This is a genomic window from Pseudomonas sp. So3.2b, from assembly GCF_019464415.1.
GTDB lineage: Bacteria > Pseudomonadota > Gammaproteobacteria > Pseudomonadales > Pseudomonadaceae > Aquipseudomonas > Aquipseudomonas shahriarae.
In genome coordinates this window covers 4,095,365-4,112,663 of the sequence record NZ_CP080494.1, presented here as the reverse complement: position 1 = coordinate 4,112,663, position 17,299 = coordinate 4,095,365, and the positions used below count along the sequence as shown (strand labels likewise).

Below are 17,299 nucleotides of genomic sequence, written 5' to 3'. Positions count from 1 at the left end.
AAAGCAGTAGGTCAGTCAACATCAATGTTTGCTGGGCCGACGTCTTCGCGAGCAAGCCCGCTCCCACACTGGATCAGCGCAACAATGGCTCGATCGCTTGCCGGACCCGTGGATCGTCACAGTGCGCCACATTGAAACGCATAAACTCGCCCATCCCCGACTCATACCCAAACAACGCCCCCGGCGCCAACACCATGCCGCGCTTGAGCCCGGCCTCGGCCAATTGTTCAGCGTTAACCCCGGCCGGCAGACGCGCCCAGAGAAACATCCCGGCCTCATACCCCATGGGCAGCTCACAGCCACAGCGGCGCAACCACTGTTCCACCCGCGCACCGGCTTCCAGTAGGCGCTGGACCATGCGCTTGCGGTGCCGCGCATAGCTGCCCTCGCTGAGCAGGCGGTAGACCAGTTGCTCGAACAGCTCCGAGGTCACGCCGCCGCTCATCAACTTCATATTGGTCAGGTTGGCCGCCAGTTGCGGTGCGGCCACCACATAGCTCATCCGGGTATTGGCGCTGAGGGTTTTCGAGAAGCCCGACAGGTAGGTCACCTGCTCCAACCCGGCCAGTGCCGCCAGGCGGGGCGGCGGGTTGGGGTGCAGGTCGCCGTAGAGGTCGTCTTCGATGATATGGCAGTGATACTGACGCATCAGTTGCAGCAAGCCAAAGGCCTGGGCTGCACTGAAGGAATGGCCAGTGGGATTGTGCAGGATGCTGGTGGTCACATACAGGCTGGGCCGGGCCTCGGCGAGCAACTGCTCCAGGGCCGCCAGGTCGAGCCCGTCCGGGCCGCGCGGCAGTGTCAGCACCTTGACCCCGTGCAGCGCCAGGTTGGCGTGGAAGTTGAAATAGCACGGCGCATCCAGCAGCACTGTGTCACCGGGGCGCGCCAGCAGGCGCATCAACATGTCCAGGCCCTGCAGGGTGCTGGGCGTGGTGATGATCTGTTCCACCGGCACCGCCAGGCCATCGCCCTGCAGTTTTTGTTGCAGGGCCTGGCGCAGGGGCAGGAAACCCGCTGGCGTACCCATGCCGGCAACCCGCAGGGAAGGGGCCCGCACCACACTGCGCAGGGCCTGGCGCATGGCCTCGGAGTCGAGCCAGTCTTCGGGCAGATGCCCGCCACCGGGGCGTAGCTCGCCCTGGCCGGTCAGCATGGGGCGGCGCAGCACACTGAGCAAATCCTGGGGCAGCAGGTCCACCCAGTTGCTCGACGACGGCTGCGTCTGGCGCTGGGCCACAAAGTGCCCACGGCCTTGGCGCGAGGTCAGCAGATGTTGGCCGCGCAGACGGTCCAGGGCTTCATTGATGGTGAATTTTCCGACACCCAACTGCGCTCCCAGCTCACGCACCGACGGCAGTTTGCTGCCAGCGGCCAATTCGCCTTGTTCGATAGCACGGGCGAACGCCTCGACGATCTGCTGGACCTTGGGGGCGTGCTCATGAAAGTGGATCTGCGGAAGGGCCATCGCGACGTCCTGAAGTTTGCCGGTCACTTTACCGGTAAAGCCTGCGTGAATAACCGCCGAGTTTACCTGCCCGACACGGAATTCGCGCCCTAGACTGCGCAACATTCCTCCCCGCCGCGAAATTACCCACCATGGTCACCGCCCTTACGCTGTCTTCCTTTCTGTATTTTCTGGTGTTGTGCAGCACCCTGGCCTTCAGCCCCGGCCCGATGACCTTGCTGCTGCTGAGCCTGGGTCTCAAGGACGGCCTGCGGCACTCCTTGCCGGCCCAGTTCGGCGCCAGCGTGTCGTACCTGATTTCGATCCTGATCTTTGCCGTGGGCTTTTCCGAGCTGATCAAGGGCTACCCGCTGATTACCCAGGGCATCCAACTGGTGGGCGTGGCCTATATTCTGTACCTGGCCTACAAGCAGTGGACCAGCAGCGGCGTGCAGATCACCGCCGCCGGGCACGGGCCGGAGACGCCCCGCGGCCGGTTCGGCAAGGGCTTGCTGACCGGCCTGTCCAACCCCAAGGCAATCATCCTGTTCAGCGCCGTGTTCCCGCAGTTTGCCGCCGTCGGGCAGGACAGCGCCGCCGGTGACATCGCCATCCTCGGCCTGACATTCCTGATCCTGCAATTCGCCAGCGGCTGCCTGTATTGCTACTTCGGCCAACGCATCAAGCATGTGCTCGAGTCGCCGCGCAAACGCGTGCTGTTGCAGAAGGTCACGGCAGTATTGCTGCTGGCGGTGGCGATGTTGTTGGCCCGCGGTTTCTCCAGCTAGGCCGCTGGCGTCAAGGGTTTGGCAAAGCGATTGGCGTCTGCAGTAACTGTCTGAGCGGTACTGGCTATTTGCCTTTGCCCTGATAGACTTTCAGCATTCATCCAGGATCAGCCAGATCATGTCAGCCGCAGGAGGAAAAGGACTTCCGCTCGCCAAACGCCTGTACAAATCTCGGACCCTGGGGCTGACGCTCGGCTTTGTCTGTGTATCGGCCGGCATGTACCCACTGGACCCGCCTGGCTGGGTCTGGGCCTGGATGCTGATCAACGCCTTCGCCTGGCCGCACCTGGCCTACCAAATGGCGCGCCGCGCCGAAAACTCCCTGCGCGCCGAGCGCCGCCACCTGTTGGTGGACTCGTTTTGTGGCGGCTTCTGGGTCGCTGCCATGCACTTCAACCCGCTGCCCAGCGTCACCACCCTGTCGATGATGACCATGAACAACGTCGCCATCGGTGGCCTCCGATTTATGCTGATGGGGTGGGTGGCCCAGGCACTGGGCATCGGGGTGGCGCTGCTGCTGTTCGCCCCGGCCTATATCGCCCTGACCACGCCCGCCCAACTCTACGCCTGCTTGCCGATCCTGATGCTCTATCCGCTGGTCCTGGGCTGGATCTGTTATCGCCAGGCCATCACCCTGGCCCGGCATAAACGCGAACTCCTGGCCCTGAGCCGCACCGACAGCCTGTCCGGGTTGCTTAACCACGGCGCGTGGAAAGACCAGCTGGAAATCGAATTCGCCCGCTGCCGGGGCGGCCAGCAGGGGGCCGCCATTGCGTTGATTGATATCGACCATTTCAAGACCATCAACGACACCTACGGCCACGTCACCGGCGATATCGTGCTACGCCAGTTGAGCAAGATCCTGCGTCAGAACCTGCGCGCCACTGACCTGGCCGGGCGTTACGGCGGCGATGAATTTTGCGTGATCCTGCCGGACATGCCTCTGGGCCACGCCACCGAAGTAATGGACGCCCTGCGCGACCGCTTCAGCTCCCTGGGCTACGCCCAGGACCCCACCCTGCGCGCCAGCCTGAGCATCGGCCTGGCACCGTACCAAGCCTCCCACGACGACGCGACCAGTTGGCTGAATGACGCCGACCAGGCGTTGTATGAGGCCAAAAGCGGCGGGCGCAATCGGGTGCGGTCGGTGCAGGGAGGGTGGGTGCGGTCGGTTTGAAGGGCCTTGGGGAATCTTGGTACTGCTTTTTTGTGGGAAGTCCGCTCGCCACAGGGATCGTGTTTGCCTCAGTTGCTGCGGTGTTAAATCCATCACCCTCCCCGGTAAGGGCATATCGACTTTATCAATGAGCATCAATAGTGGTTATTAGTTGGTTTTTTGTAATATTTTGGACTCCTAAATAGATCTGTTCTGATTATCTTAGCGAGTCTCCCCAGCGCACGCGAAATTCAATTTGTTCCTCGATATCGTTAGTCAGGTCATGTTCTTCGTAATCGAATATACGCACCATCTCTGGTTCAGGCTCACCTAACTTCATTTCATAGGCTACGAGGCCACTAGACATCGAAGATGACATAGCAGAAGGGAAAACATTGATTTTTGAGCCTTTGCACAAAAATTTTACTTCGCTAAATTCCTTTCGCAACAAACCAAATGAGCGAAAAACATCCAGTCCGGAGTACGTTTTTTTTGTTTGATCGGAAAAGGTTATAAAAAGCGCACATGTGTTTCGATCGTATTCTATTTTTGCTTTTTCAATGTTGCCTCGATTGAGTATGCTTATTTCTATATTTTTCATGATTTACTTTCTATAAGGGTTTATTAGGCTGTAGTTTGCGGATGTGCCATCTTCGTTTATTGGGGTTGCACCTAATATGTCTTTTCGATGAATACGGTCGGGGATGGCTATTTCTTTTTCCCTTTTGTAGTCGGATAGTATTCCTAGTTCTTTGTTGACGTCTCGGCCGGGTATCTTTTTTAAAGTGTACAAAAAGCCATCTTCTAATCCGTAACGTGTTGCAAATATTATACCTACGTCCCTTGAAGTCGAGGTGGGTACAAAATTGCTTGGTGGATCCATATTGTCTCTCGAGTGCAAGAGTAGGTCCGTGCTTTTTCCTCTGCTCTTAAACCCCTCTTTGAAGATTTTACGTGGATGCCTGGAGTCTCCCCGGTAAAGATATTGCTTTTTCGTTGCGGGGGCTGGAAGGGAAGGAGCGCTCTCGTCGGTCTTCGTATCGGCGGACGGGTTTTGGACTTCAGATCCGGGCTCACATTTTTTTTCGCCCGGACACGCATTCAACCCCAACGGATCCACCCACCCCGTAGGATTGGGCACATACAAATACCCGTTCACCCCACCCGCCAACTTCACCGGGTCGGGCGTCAGGTAGCGTCCGTTATCCGGATTGTAGTAGCGATGCCGGTTGTAGTGCAGCCCGCTTTCCCGGTCGAAATACTGCCCTTGAAAACGCAGCGGGTTATCGACGGTGCTCACGTCCAGCCGGGTGACTTTTCCGTAGGCTTGGTAATGGGCTGACCAGACGATTTTGCCGTCCGTGTTCGTCAGTTCCTGGGGCGTACCCAGATGGTCCAGTTGGTAGTAAAACGTCTGTGTATTGGCTGGACCAAAGCCTTCCAGCAAGGCCAGCGGCCTGAAGCTATCCGGCTCGTAGAGATAGCTGCGATGCTGCCCCGCCGTGTGCTCGGCGATGACTTTGTCGCCTTGCCAAAAAAACTCGGTGGTTTTGCCCGCCACGGTTTTGCTGATGCGCCGCCCAAACGGGTCATAGCGATAACTGGCCTGGCTGCCGTCCGGTTGCGTCACGCCGATCAGGCGGTGCTGGCAGTCGTAGCGGTATTCGGTGACTAACTGCTGCGCGCGGCCACGGCGTTCGCGTATGAGGTTTCCGAAGGCGTCGTAGTCGTAATGCCGGTCGCCTTGCAGTAACAGGCGGTTGCCGACGACGATGCCGGGGCCTGGGCGGTCTTGCATCAGCAGGTTGTTCGCCGGGTCGTGGGCGAAGCGTTCGGTGGGATCCTGGGAATGGTCGGCGCGGGTCAGGCGGTCGAGGGGGTCGTAGTGGTAGTCGTGCTGGCCCTTGCGGGTGTCGAGCAGGCGGGTGAGGTTGCCGCTGTTGTCGTAGGTGTAGCGGCGAAGGCCGTGGCGGTGTTCGTGTAGGGCCAGGCGGCCCTGGTCGTCGTAGTGGTAGTGGCTCAGCAGTTGGCCCTGCTGGCGCTGGTGTTCGCGGCCTGCTTTGAACAGGTGCGAGCTGAGTGTCCGGCCATTCAGGTCGATAGTGGCAAGGTGGCCGCCCTTGTCGTGGTTGAAGGTCAGGCGGTTGTTGTCCGGCAGGCGCAGGGTTTCGAGTTGGCCGCAGTGGTCGTAGCCATAACGCAGGGTGCCCCAGCCTTGGTGCTCGGCGGTCAGGCGGCTTTGCGCGTCGTATTCGTACTGCAGCGGCCAGTGGCCGTCGTCGACGCTAAGCAGATTGCCGAGGCGGTCGTAGGTGTAATCCACCGTGCTGCCATCGGGCAGGTTTTTTCGGACGAGGCGGCCGGTGTTATCGCGCTGGTAGGTGGTAACCAACTGACGGTCATCGTCGCCAAACTCGGTTTTTTCCTGCAGGTGGCCGTTGAGGTCGTAGACGTAGGCGGTGCGTTGGCCGTCGAAGCCGGTTTCCTGCTGGATCAGGCCGTTGGCGTGGTACTCCAGTTGATAGCGCTCACCTGCCTCGTTTTCGATCTCGGTCAGCAGCAGGCGAGTGTTGTCGTAGCGGTACTTGAGTTGAGAGCCATCGGGGTTGATCCGGCGACTGATCAGGTGCAAGCCATCGGCATATTCATACCGGGTCACACGCCCCAGCTCATCGCGCTCGGCGGTGATTTTTCCGTAGGGGTTGTAGCTCAATTCGCGGGTGGCACCGCCCGGCATTACCACCTTGATCAGCCGACCCACCGCGTCCCAGTGATACTGGGTCAGGGCGCCATGTTCATCCTCGCGGGCAATCTGCCGGCCCAGGTCGTCATAGCGATAACGGCGCACGCCGCCATTGGGCAATTGTTCCCCAATCAACTGCCCAAGCTCGTTCCACGTCAGGCGCTGACAGCTGTGGTCCGGGTACCAAACCGCTAAAAGCTGGCCACGCTTGTCATAGCTGTACTCGGTGACATTGCCGGCTGGATCAGTCTGGCGCGTGATCGCGCCCTGATCATTACGCTGGTACTTCCAGACCGCCTCACCCCGGCGCATGACCCGTACGAAGCCATCCTCATACTCGTAGGAGGTAGGCTCGTCATCCCCAGGAAACAGCGCCACCAAGCGCCCAGCCTCGTCGTACTGATAGGCCGTGATCGCGCCCAGGGGATCCTGTTCAACCGTCAGCCGCCCCTGTGCGTCGTAGGACCTGAAATGCTCGCCGCCATCCGGATCAACCCGCTGCACCAGGCGTGCCCGCGGGTCATGCACGTAGACTTCCTGACTGCCATCGGCGTTAAGCAGGGTGACGCGGCCGTCGTCCCAGCTATAGCGCGTATCCATCTGCGCAAAACTGGCCCAATGCCGCACACAGCGCGCCGCCTTGCCAGACCGTTCCCACTCCCAGAAGAAACTCGCCCCACCGGCCAACTGCCGCTCAGTGATCACCGCAAGGCTGTCGTACTGATAGCGCTCGCTTTCGCCGACGGCATTGATCGCCTCAAGCAGTCGCCACTGTTCGTCATAGCGGTAGGAAACAACGTTCTGCTCAGTAACCCAGGCGTCATCCGATTCGCTTTCCACGCGAAACACCTGGTAGTCCAGCGCCACGATATGCCCGCGGTCATAACGCAACAGCAAGGCGCGACCGGCACCGTTATCCAGGCGCAGAATCCGCCCCAAGCCATCGCGGGAAATACCCAGGCGGTTGTCATACCCATCGCTGATCGCCGTCAGCACACCGTCGTGAAAGTGGTAGAAGCGTGCCCCCTGCGCCAGCACCAGCTCATCCGGCGTCGCCCCCAGATAAATCGCCGCTTCAGCCAGGCTATTGCTGATCGCCGGGCGGGCAACGGAGGGCAGGGGAAAGGTGGTGCTGCGGTTCTCATGGTCCGTCCACACCACCGACCCGCCGACCACCTCCAGCCGCTGCGCCAACGAGTGGCTCCAGCCAAAGCCCAACCCGCAATCCACCTCCACGGCACTGGTGCGATACAGGCGTGTCCAGGCAAATGGCAGCACGCCATCCAGTTCGCCATCGGTCAGGGTCAGCAGTTCTTCGCCGGTGACCATGGACACCGGGCAACCGTGGGTCGCGGTTTTATCAGCGCTAGCAGTTGCTTCCCCGTTGGGGTTTTTCGCGGAGGAGGGTGCGTCGTCGACCGCCTCATGCTTGACCAAGGCCGTCTTGGGCGCGGATTTTTCCCGCACCAGGGGCACCGGATTGGTTACTTCCATTGCGCCGGCTTTCAGCGGCACGCTGGGCACCGTCTTGATCGGCGTTGCAGGGCTACCCAGCAATAACGGCCTGAGCGCCTCGGCATGGGGCTCCATGCCGGTCTTCGCAAATGGCCGGGCCATCTGCTCGAGCCATTGGCGGACCCGATCCGACTTGATCTTGCCCAGCACTTGCGCGCCCAGGCGCACCGTCACGCCCATGCCGGCGGTGACCCACACCAGCAACAGGTTGATCAGCACTTCGGCGGTGATTTGCCCCAGCAGTTCGTTCAAGTACGGCGGCGGCAGCATGCGCATCCAGCTGACCAGCGCCGACAGGTAGATAAACAACAGCGGCTCATCGCTGAGCATCAGCAGGCCATTGGTGATGGCTTCCTGGCTCAACGCCAGCAGGGCATCGAGTTCGGTCTGGGAGAGGTAGTGCAGGAGTTTTTCGCTGTTGGGCTTGAGGTCCGCCAGCCATTGATACAGCTGTTGGATGTTGTCCCACAGCTCATGCAGTGCGTTGCCAAATCCCTGCGCATAGCCTTGGTCCAGCAGGCGGTAGCGCTGCACAAAGTTGGCTTCGGAGTAGCCCTGCCACAAAGGTTCGAATGTACTGCTCCAGTCTTTGCGCAACTGGCTTTCCAGCGGCGCAATGATGGCCTGGTAAGACGCGTACAACGCCTGGACGTGGGCTTTGGAAACATTGGGGTAGAAGGTGATCCGATACGGCTGGTCGCGGGTGCAGTCGGTGACTTCGAGAATGCCGCTGGGGCCGATGGTTTTGTAAAGGGGGTCGCCCAGCGGGCCACCGTTCTTGGGGATGGCTTGCAGCATCACCGGGGTGTTGCCGATGGGCACAAAACGTGTGCTCTCGAACATATGCACCAGGGTCAACGAGCCACTGGCCTTGCACATCGCGACGGTGCTGCTGGGGGCTTTGGACGCAATGGGCGCCACCAGCGCCACCTCATCGCCCACCTTGAAGACCTGCTCGACCTCCAGCGCCGAAAAGCTCCAGAAACTCTCGGCCCAGGCGTCATAGGTGTTCAGGCATTGCCGGAAGTCGGCGAGAACCGCTTCGACGTCCCGCGTTTTGAAGTCCATGGCCGCCAGGACCATAAAACCAATGGCGGCATTCAAGAGGTTGCCCCCAGGACCGGGGCATCAATTGGAGAGTACATCGGCGGTCCCTTGCGCTGTGTGATCAGGCGAGGGACTTTGCAGCGGTTTTTAACGCTTGGAAGTAGAGATTATCCGGCAGTCGGGTGGGATATTTCGGGGGGGCCTGACGAAGAGTCTCCTGTCGGTTTGCGGATGAACAATGTGGCCATTGTCAGGTAGGGTGTGAGAGACCCTCTCCAATAAAAAACAAGGATCTGTTCATGACTCTCAACGTCCCCCGTACGCTGTTGTCCGCTGCCCTGGGGTTGTCCCTGGGGATCGCCATGCCGGCTTTCAGCGCCCAGCCTCACCCGCAGATCCAGGCCGATGCCGAGCAGTACAAGGCCCCGGCCTTGAAGCTGTTGGAGCGTCTGGTGAATATCGACTCGGGTTCCGGCTACGAGCCGGGCCTGACCCAGGTGCGCGAGATCGCCGTCGATGAATTGAAACAACTGGGTTTCAGCATCGAACAGGTGCCAGACGCGGCAGCCAATAACAGCCATGTGATCGCCACGCTCAAAGGCACGGGCAAGGCGAAAATCCTGCTGATGGCGCATATGGACACGGTGTTCAAGGAAGGCTCGGCGGCCGAGCGGCCGTTTCATATCAAGGACGGCCGTGCCTATGGCCCCGGGGTGATGGACGACAAGGGCGGGATCGTCGCCGGGATCTATGCCTTGAAAGTGCTGAAAAACCAGCACTTCACGGACTACGCGCAAATCACCTTTCTGCTCGATGCCAGCGAAGAAACCGGCTCCGAGGCCGTCTCCGAACTGATCCGCAAAACCGCCAAGGCCCACGATGTCACCTTGAACCTGGAGCCCGGTCGTCCGGCCGATGGCCTGGTGGTCTGGCGCAAGGGCAGTGCCACAGCGGTGGTTGAGGTCAAGGGCAAGGCCGCTCACGCCGGGGTTGCCCCGGAGCTGGGGCGTAACGCGGCGATGGAGGCGGCCCACCAGATCCTGCAACTGGGCAAGCTTGGGGATGACGAGAAAAAAACCACCATCAACTTCACCGTGCTCAAGGCTGGCGATCGCACCAACGTGATCCCCGACCAGGCCACGGCCAAGGCGGATGTGCGGGCGGCGCTGCCGGAAGAGTTTGATCGGATCGAGAAGGATCTGGCGCGGGTTTCCGCCAATAAGCTGATTCCTGAAACACAGGTCACCACCAGCCTGCAACGGGGTTTGCCGCCGATGCCGCAGACGCCTGAGTCTGACAAGTTGGTGGCTATCGCCCAAGGCATCTACGCCGAACTTGGGCGCAAGCTGACCATTGAAGGCAGTGGCGGGGCGGCGGATGCCAGCCTGTCGGCGGGTGTCGGCACCCCGACGCTGGACGGCTTCGGGATTGTCGGCGGCAATATCCATACAGCGCAGGAGTACGCCGAGGTGGAGAGTGTGGCGCCGCGGATTTATCTGTTGAGTCGGATGATTATGGAGCTGGCCAAGCGCTGATCTGAAAGCACCATCAATCGCTCGGTAGACACCGGGTTGATGTGGGAGCGGGCTTGCCCGCGATAGCGGTGTGTCAGGCGGCATCTTGGTTGACTGATTCGCCGCCATCGCGGGCAAGCCCGCTCCCACACAAACCGACACATTAGGAGATTGCCGCCCGCACCTTGTCCCTGCCCAGCACCAAACTGCACAACGCTGGCAAGAACAGCAGCGTCAACAATGTCCCCACCAACACCCCGCCGATCAGCACATACGCCAGGGACGACCAGAACACCGACAAGGTCAGCGGAATAAACGCCAACGCCGCCGCCAGCGCAGTCAGTATCACCGGCCGTGCGCGGCGTACGGTGGCTTCGACAATCGCCTCGGTGGTGGCCAGGCCCTGTTCTTGGTTCTGACGGATCTGGTCGGTGAAGATCAGGGTGTTGCGCATCAGGATCCCGCCAATCCCGATCAACCCCAGGATCGCATTGAAGCCAAACGGTTGGTTGAACAGCAGCAAGGTCGGCACTGCGCCGATCAAGCCCAGCGGGGCGGTGGCGAAGACCATGAACATCACGCCGAACGAGCGCACCTGGAACATGATCACCGTGAGGGTCAGCAGGATCATGATCGGGAACAGTGCCGCCAGGGCCACGTTGGCCTTGGCGCTTTCTTCCACCGGGCCGCCGATGTCCAGGCGGTAGCCGGCCGGCAATCGTGCAATCAGCGCTTGCAGGTCTTTGTAGACAGCCATCTCCACGTCGGGCGGTTGCACGCCGTCGATGATGTCGGCGCGCACTTCAACCGTGGTCTTACGGTCGCGGCGCTTGAGGATAGGTTCCTCCATCACGGCCTGGAAATGCCCGACCTGGGCCAGGGGCAGCGACACGCCGGCGCTGTTGGTCAGGGTCATATTGTCGAGGTTGCCGAGGTCTTCACGCTGGCTGCCCTGGGCACGGACCACCACCGACACCGTGCGGTTGCCTTCGCGTACTTCGGTGATCGGGTTCCCGCTGAGCAGGGCGTTGAGTTGGGATTTCACCTCGTCGGGGGTGAAGCCCAGCAGGCGCAGGCGATCCTGGTCCAGCACCAGGCGATAAGCGCTGCTGCGTTCGCCCCAATCGAGGAACGCGTCCTTGGTCAGAGGGTTGGCGGCAACCACCTGGCGCACCTCTTCGGACAGGCTGCGCAACAGGCTCAAGTCGGGGCCGGACACGCGAAACACCACCGGGAAGGGCACCGGCGGGCCGAACAGCAATTGCGTGACCCGTACCCGCGCGGCGGGGAATTCGCCGTCGGCGATGCGCTCGCGCATGCGCCTTTTCAAGGCATCGCGGGCATGGGCGTCGGCGGTTTGCACGATCAGTTTGGCGAACGCCGGGTCAGGCAACTCAGGGTTAAGCGACAGGAAAAACCGTGGCGCACCGCCGCCTACATAGGTGTCGACCATGCGCGTCTGCGGCTCTTGCAGCAGCGCCTTTTCCAACTGCGCCGCCACCGCCTCGGTGCTTTTGAAGGCACTGCCCGGCGGCATATACACCTCCAGGATCAATTCGGAACGGTCGGAGTTGGGGAAGAACTGCTTCTTCACCACACCCATGCCCAACCCGCACAGCACAAACGCCGACACCACCAGCCCGGTCACCTGCCAGCGCCGGCGCACGCAGGTTTGCACCAGGTGGCGCAGTTTCTGGTACCAGGGGCCGGCATAGATCGCGTCGTGGCCGCCGGGCACCGGCTTGATATTGGGCAGCAGCTTGACCCCCAGGTACGGGGTAAACACCACCGCCACCAACCACGAAGCGATTAGGGCAAAGCCAACGATCCAGAAGATATTGCCGGCATATTCGCCCGCGCCCGAACGGGCAAAACCCACCGGCAGAAAGCCGATGATCGTCACCAGGGTGCCGGTCAGCATTGGCGCGGCAGTGGCGCTCCAGGCGAAGGTCGCGGCGTGGATGCGGTCGAAGCCTTCTTCGAGTTTCACCACCATCATCTCAATGGCGATGATTGCGTCGTCCACCAACAGGCCCAGGGAAATGATCAGCGCGCCGAGGGTGATGCGGTCAAATTCGCGGCCGGTCAGCAGCATGATCACAAACACTATGGACAAGGTCAGCGGCACCGCCGCCGCTACTACCAAACCGACGCGAAAACCCAGGGCCAACAGGCTGATGACCATCACCACGGCCAGGGCGACGAAGAATTTGAGCATGAACTCATCCACCGCCAGGCTGATGTTTTTCGCCTGGTCGGAGACTTTTGCGAAGTTGACGCCCAGGGGCAGGTCCGCCTGGATTTTAGCCTCCTGGGCCTTGAGGCTCTGGTCCAGGTCCAGGCCGTTCCAGTGTTTTTCCATGATGATGCCCAGCATCAAGGCCGGGTCGCCCTGGTGGCGGATACGGTAGCTGGGCGGGTCTTCATAGCCACGGCTGACGGTGGCGACATCGGCGATGCGCAGCACTTTGCCGTCCACCGGCAGCGGCACGTTTTCGATCAGCGCCAGGCTGTCAAAGGCGCCGTCGATACGGATATAAGTACGGGCGCCGGCGGTTTCGACAAACCCCGACGGCGCCACGGCGTTTTGCGCGGCGAGGGCGGCGAAGATCTGCTCGGGCTTGATCCCCAGGGTCGCCAGGCGCTCATAGGAGAACTCGACAAATACCCGCTGCGCCTGTTCGCCGAGGATATTGACCTTCTTCACCCCCGGCAGCCTGAGGAAGTCCTGGCGCATTGCTTCGGCCATCTGCACCTGTTGGCGATGGGGCAGGTGTTCGGCTTCCAGGGCGTATAGGGCGAAGTACACATCGGAATATTCATCATTGAAGAACGGCCCGATCACGCCCTTGGGCAGTTTGGCGGCTTCGTCACTGAGTTTTTTGCGGGTCTGGTAGAACAGGTCCTGGATTTCATTGGGGCGCGTGGACTCGAGGAAGGTCATGCGCATCGACACAAACCCCGGTTGGGCGATGGTTTCGACGCGGTCGTAGTCGTCCAGTTCCTGCAGGCGCTTTTCCAGGCGGTCGGCCACTTGCTCCTGCATCTCCTGGGCCGTGGCGCCGGGCCAGGCGGCGGTGATGGTCATGACTTTGACGGTGAACAGCGGGTCTTCGGCGCGCCCCAGTTTACCGAAGGAAAAAATCCCGGCAGCGAGGATCGCGAGGATCAGGAACAGGGTGACGGCACGGTGCTTGACCGCCAATGCCGAGAGATTCAGGCCATGCATGCTCAAGGTTCCTGGCGGCGGTTGAAGGGCTGTGCCTGGGCGGGCAGCACGCGCACGCTGTCACCCTGATGCAGCAGGTGCGCGCCGAGGGCGACCACCCGTTGGCCGGGGCTGACGCCGCTGGAAAGCAGGGCTTCTTCCTGGCCCAGGCTGGCCACCGTGACCGCAGCGAAGCTGACTTTGTCATCCGCGCCAATCAGCCAGACCCCGCTGCCGTTGCCGGTATCCTGCAAGGCGCCAATCGGCACGCGGGTGTGTGGCGGTTGGTCGTTGCCTTGCAGGCGCAGGGTGATGGTGGAACCGAGGGCGACACGCTCGACCGTGCCGTGCAGCACATAGCGCGCGCGGTAGGTGCGGGTGACGGGATCGGCGCTGGCCGAGAGTTCACGCAATGTCGCGGTGACCGCCTGGTCCGGCGCACCGAACGGCAAGGCCAGGGCTTTTTGCGAGGCGCGGTCACGCTGGTTTTCCGGCAGGTGGATGATGGCTTCCCGCGCACCGTCGTGGGCCAGGCGCGCGACGATCTGCCCTTCGGCCACCACCTGCCCGCGCTCCACCCGCACATCGGTGATCACCCCGTCGCCATCGGCCCGCAGCACCGAGTAGGTGCGACGGTTTTCAATCTGGCTGGCGTCCGACTGGGCGGCGGCGAGTTCTGCTTCGGCGACCCGCAGGTTAGTCGCGGACTGGTCGAAAATCTGCCGTGACACCGCGCCGGTGCTGGCCAGGCGTTGGTAGCGATTGGCATCATCACGGCGCTGACGCAGTTGCGCCTGGGCGGCATTGACGCGGTTTTTTGCCGAGCGCAGTGCCAGCTCGAAGTCGCCGATATCCAGGACCAGCAGGATGTCGCCCCGGGAAACGTGCTGGCCGGGATCGACTTTGCGTTCGATCACCTTGCCACTGACTCGAAAACCCAGGTCGCTTTCGGTGCGTGCCGCCACCACCCCGGTATAGGCATTCTGCTGGCTTGCAGCGGCTTCGACGTTGGCCGCCAGCACCGGGCGCGGTGGGGCGGTGTTGGCGGTGGGGTCGGCCTGGCTGTTGCAACCGCTGAGCAGGATCAACAGCGCCAGGGGCGAAAAAAGGCGGTGAAGAGGAGGGCGTGGGCTCATTTCAGGCTCCGGGTGGCGTTGGCGTAGAAAAAATTACGAACGTAATATTTGGCCAAATATTACGACCGAAATATAATTTAATCCACCCTTTGCTTTGGATCGCGTTGTCACACGTTGTCCAGGTTGTTCGGGCGTAGATGATTAAGATGCCTGCTTTGCGTTTTGCGGGTGGCCTGTAGTCTCAACGCCCACGCCAATGAAACCGGATGGGCTATGACTGCGAAGCGCCGCGGTTAAGTCGTCCCATCCATGGAACGATGCGAGCCAAATCCGCTGTCTAGTGCCTTATTGGTATTGGATTTAAGGTGGATGCACTTTGGAGGTCCATCATGAAAAACATCATTGGTATCTACACCAGCCCACGCGGCCATTGGGTCGGCGACGGTTTTCCGGTTCGCACGCTGTTTTCCTACGACACCATGGGCAAGCACATCAGCCCGTTCCTGCTGCTGGACCACGCCGGCCCGGCGGATTTCACCCCCACCACGCAGCGACGTGGCGTGGGCCAGCATCCCCATCGCGGCTTTGAAACCGTGACCATCGTCTACGACGGCGAAGTCGAGCACCGCGATTCCACGGGTGCCGGCGGCACCATCGGCCCGGGCGATGTGCAGTGGATGACTGCGGCCAAAGGGATCCTGCATGAAGAGTTTCATTCCGAAGCCTTCGCCAAACGGGGCGGCGCCCTGGAAATGGTGCAACTGTGGGTCAACCTGCCGGCCAAGGACAAAATGAGCGAAGCCGGCTACCAGACCATTCTCGACGGCGATATTCCGTCGTTGCCCCTGGCCAACGGTGCCGGCAGCCTGCGCCTGATTGCCGGTGAGTTCGCTGGCCGCACCGGGCCGGCACGCACCTTCACGCCGATTGACGTGTGGGACCTGCGCCTCAACGGCGGCAAGGCCGTGACCCTGGACCTGCATGCCGGGCGCAATACCGCGCTGGTGGTGCTCAAAGGCACCGTGCAAGTCAACGGCCAGGAACTGGCACGCGAAGGGCAACTGGTGCTGTTTGAGCGCGAGGGCGATCAGCTCAGCCTGGAGTCCAACGCCGACGCCATGGTGCTGCTGCTCAGTGGTGAACCCATCGACGAGCCCATCGTCGGTCACGGTCCGTTTGTGATGAACACCGAGCAAGAGATTCACCAGGCCTTCGCCGACTTCCAGTCCGGCCAGTTCGGCCAAATGCACGGCGCCTCCCGCTGATTGGCGGCGCCCTATACCCGCCAACTGCATTTCATGCGATCTTCAGGGCATTCGCCCTGGAGTCGCCTGGATGCTGTCTTTTCTCTCCGATCACCCGATGCTGTGCGCCCTGGCGCTGATCCTTATCGATATCGTCGTCTGGCGTCTGTTTTCGGCCAGCCCCGGCAACTGGAAGCTGATTGCGCGCCTGGGGATTTTCGCCGTGTTCAGCGCCGTGCTGTTCAACGACGGCATGAACCCCATGCAACTGGCGCCGTACGCCGACAATACCCCGCTGCACCTGGCCGCCACGGCCTTGCAGATCGCCTGGTGGTTGTTTGCCGCGCGCACCCTGACGGTGTTGCTCGGCGCGCTGATGATGCAGCGGGTCGGCCACACCGGGCGGTTGCTGCAAGACCTGATGGGCGCGGTGATTTTCCTGATCGCGATCATCGCGGCCATGGCCTACGTGCTCGACCTGCCGGTCAAGGGCGTACTGGCCACCTCCGGCGCGGTGGCGATCATCGTCGGCCTGGCGCTGCAGAGCACCTTGAGCGACGTGTTCTCCGGAATCGTGCTCAACACCACCAAGCCCTACCAGCTGGATGACTGGATCTCCATCGACGGCACCGAAGGCCGGGTGACGGATATCGACTGGCGCGCCACGCGCCTGCAAACCTCCCAGGGCAGTATGGCGGTGATCCCCAACTCGCTGGCGGCCAAGGCCAAGATCATCAATTTCTCACGCCCGGCGGATATGTTCGGCCTGGCGGTGAGCCTGCAAGTCAGCCCCCATGCGCGTCCGCAAACAGTATTGGAAGCCCTGGAACGGGCCATGCAAGGTTGCCGGCAATTGCTGGCCAAGCCGGCGCCGAGCGTGGCCTTCAAAACCTCTACCGGTGGTGGCGTGGAGTATGAAATCAGCGGCTTCGTGCCGGCCATGGCCCTCAAGCGCGAGGTGCGCAACCAGCTTTATGACCTGGCCTACCGGCACTTGCAGGCGGCCGGTGTGAGCCTGTTGTCGAGCGCCGAAAGCCCGACCTCGCCGGCCACTACACCCGCACGGGCACTGCTGGAAAGCTCGAGTATCTTCTCGACCTTGCGTCAGGAAGAGAAGGAAACCTTCAGCCAGAACATGACCCTGCACACCTTCCGCGCCGGTGAGATGATCCTGCCGAGGGGGGAGGTCAGCGATCACCTGTTTATCATCGAGTCCGGGGTGGTTTCGGTGATGCTGGTCAAGGCTGGGCACGCGTTCGAAGCCGGGCGCATGGGGCCAGGAGAAGTGATTGGTGAAGCCGGGATTCTGGGGGCGCAAAGCGTGCCGGCGGACTTTGTGGCCAAGACCTACTGCACCCTCTACCGCATCGAAAAGGAATACCTCAAGCCGTGCCTGGATGCGCGCCACGATATCAGTGAAGCCATGCAGAACCTCCTGGATTTCCGCCTGCACACCGCCCAGCACCTGACCCAGGACGCACCGATCGTGCCGGTGAAAAAGGGCTTTTTACAGTGGCTGCGCCGCCGGGCCTGAAGCGCCTGGCATTGGCTACCTGTTCTT

10 protein-coding genes are annotated in these 17,299 nt (G+C 61.4%); 5 read left to right on the top strand and 5 right to left on the bottom strand.

Features of this window, described 5'->3' with window-relative positions; all coding sequences use genetic code 11:
- Positions 1-73 precede the first annotated feature (73 nt).
- A complete protein-coding gene (locus K1X80_RS18335; RefSeq protein WP_057960098.1) occupies positions 74-1,468 on the bottom strand; it encodes a PLP-dependent aminotransferase family protein in 1,395 nt (464 codons plus the stop codon).
- 131 nt (positions 1,469-1,599) lie between these two features.
- On the opposite strand from K1X80_RS18335, the gene K1X80_RS18330 reads away from it, so the two are divergent.
- Together K1X80_RS18330 and K1X80_RS18325 are read left to right on the top strand one after the other, a co-directional pair.
- Positions 1,600-2,235, top strand: coding sequence for a LysE family translocator (locus K1X80_RS18330; RefSeq protein WP_220172397.1), 636 nt, complete (start codon positions 1,600-1,602; stop codon positions 2,233-2,235).
- A gap of 118 nt (positions 2,236-2,353) precedes the next feature.
- Positions 2,354-3,412, top strand: coding sequence for a diguanylate cyclase (locus tag K1X80_RS18325; RefSeq protein ID WP_220172396.1), 1,059 nt, complete (start codon positions 2,354-2,356; stop codon positions 3,410-3,412).
- A 196-nt stretch (positions 3,413-3,608) separates the two neighbouring features.
- Here the strand turns inward: K1X80_RS18325 and K1X80_RS18320 are convergent, their stop codons facing one another.
- A complete protein-coding gene (locus tag K1X80_RS18320) occupies positions 3,609-3,992 on the bottom strand; it encodes a hypothetical protein (RefSeq protein ID WP_169990049.1) in 384 nt (127 codons plus the stop codon).
- Positions 3,993-3,995: 3 nt separating this feature from the next.
- Positions 3,996-8,717, bottom strand: a complete 4,722-nt coding sequence (locus K1X80_RS18315; protein WP_220172970.1) for an RHS repeat-associated core domain-containing protein — start codon at positions 8,715-8,717, stop codon at positions 3,996-3,998.
- A 278-nt stretch (positions 8,718-8,995) separates the two neighbouring features.
- Between K1X80_RS18315 and K1X80_RS18310 the strand changes: the two genes are divergently transcribed.
- On the top strand, positions 8,996-10,231 hold the full coding sequence (locus K1X80_RS18310; RefSeq protein ID WP_220172395.1) for a M20/M25/M40 family metallo-hydrolase: 1,236 nt from the start codon (positions 8,996-8,998) through the stop codon (positions 10,229-10,231).
- Between the two features lie 142 nt (positions 10,232-10,373).
- Here the strand turns inward: K1X80_RS18310 and K1X80_RS18305 are convergent, their stop codons facing one another.
- Positions 10,374-13,439, bottom strand: a complete 3,066-nt coding sequence (locus K1X80_RS18305) for an efflux RND transporter permease subunit (protein WP_220172394.1) — start codon at positions 13,437-13,439, stop codon at positions 10,374-10,376.
- A 2-nt stretch (positions 13,440-13,441) separates the two neighbouring features.
- Entirely contained in the window at positions 13,442-14,554 is a 1,113-nt protein-coding gene (locus tag K1X80_RS18300) for an efflux RND transporter periplasmic adaptor subunit (protein ID WP_057959066.1), read from the bottom strand.
- 329 nt (positions 14,555-14,883) lie between these two features.
- Here K1X80_RS18300 and K1X80_RS18295 point away from each other — a divergent pair, with 329 nt between their 5' ends.
- Positions 14,884-15,759 carry a pirin family protein gene (locus tag K1X80_RS18295; RefSeq protein ID WP_057959067.1) on the top strand — a complete coding sequence of 292 codons (876 nt, stop codon included), beginning with the start codon at positions 14,884-14,886 and terminating at the stop codon, positions 15,757-15,759.
- 70 nt (positions 15,760-15,829) lie between these two features.
- Positions 15,830-17,272 carry a mechanosensitive ion channel family protein gene (locus tag K1X80_RS18290; protein ID WP_057959068.1) on the top strand — a complete coding sequence of 481 codons (1,443 nt, stop codon included), beginning with the start codon at positions 15,830-15,832 and terminating at the stop codon, positions 17,270-17,272.
- The last annotated feature ends 27 nt before the right edge of the window (positions 17,273-17,299 follow it).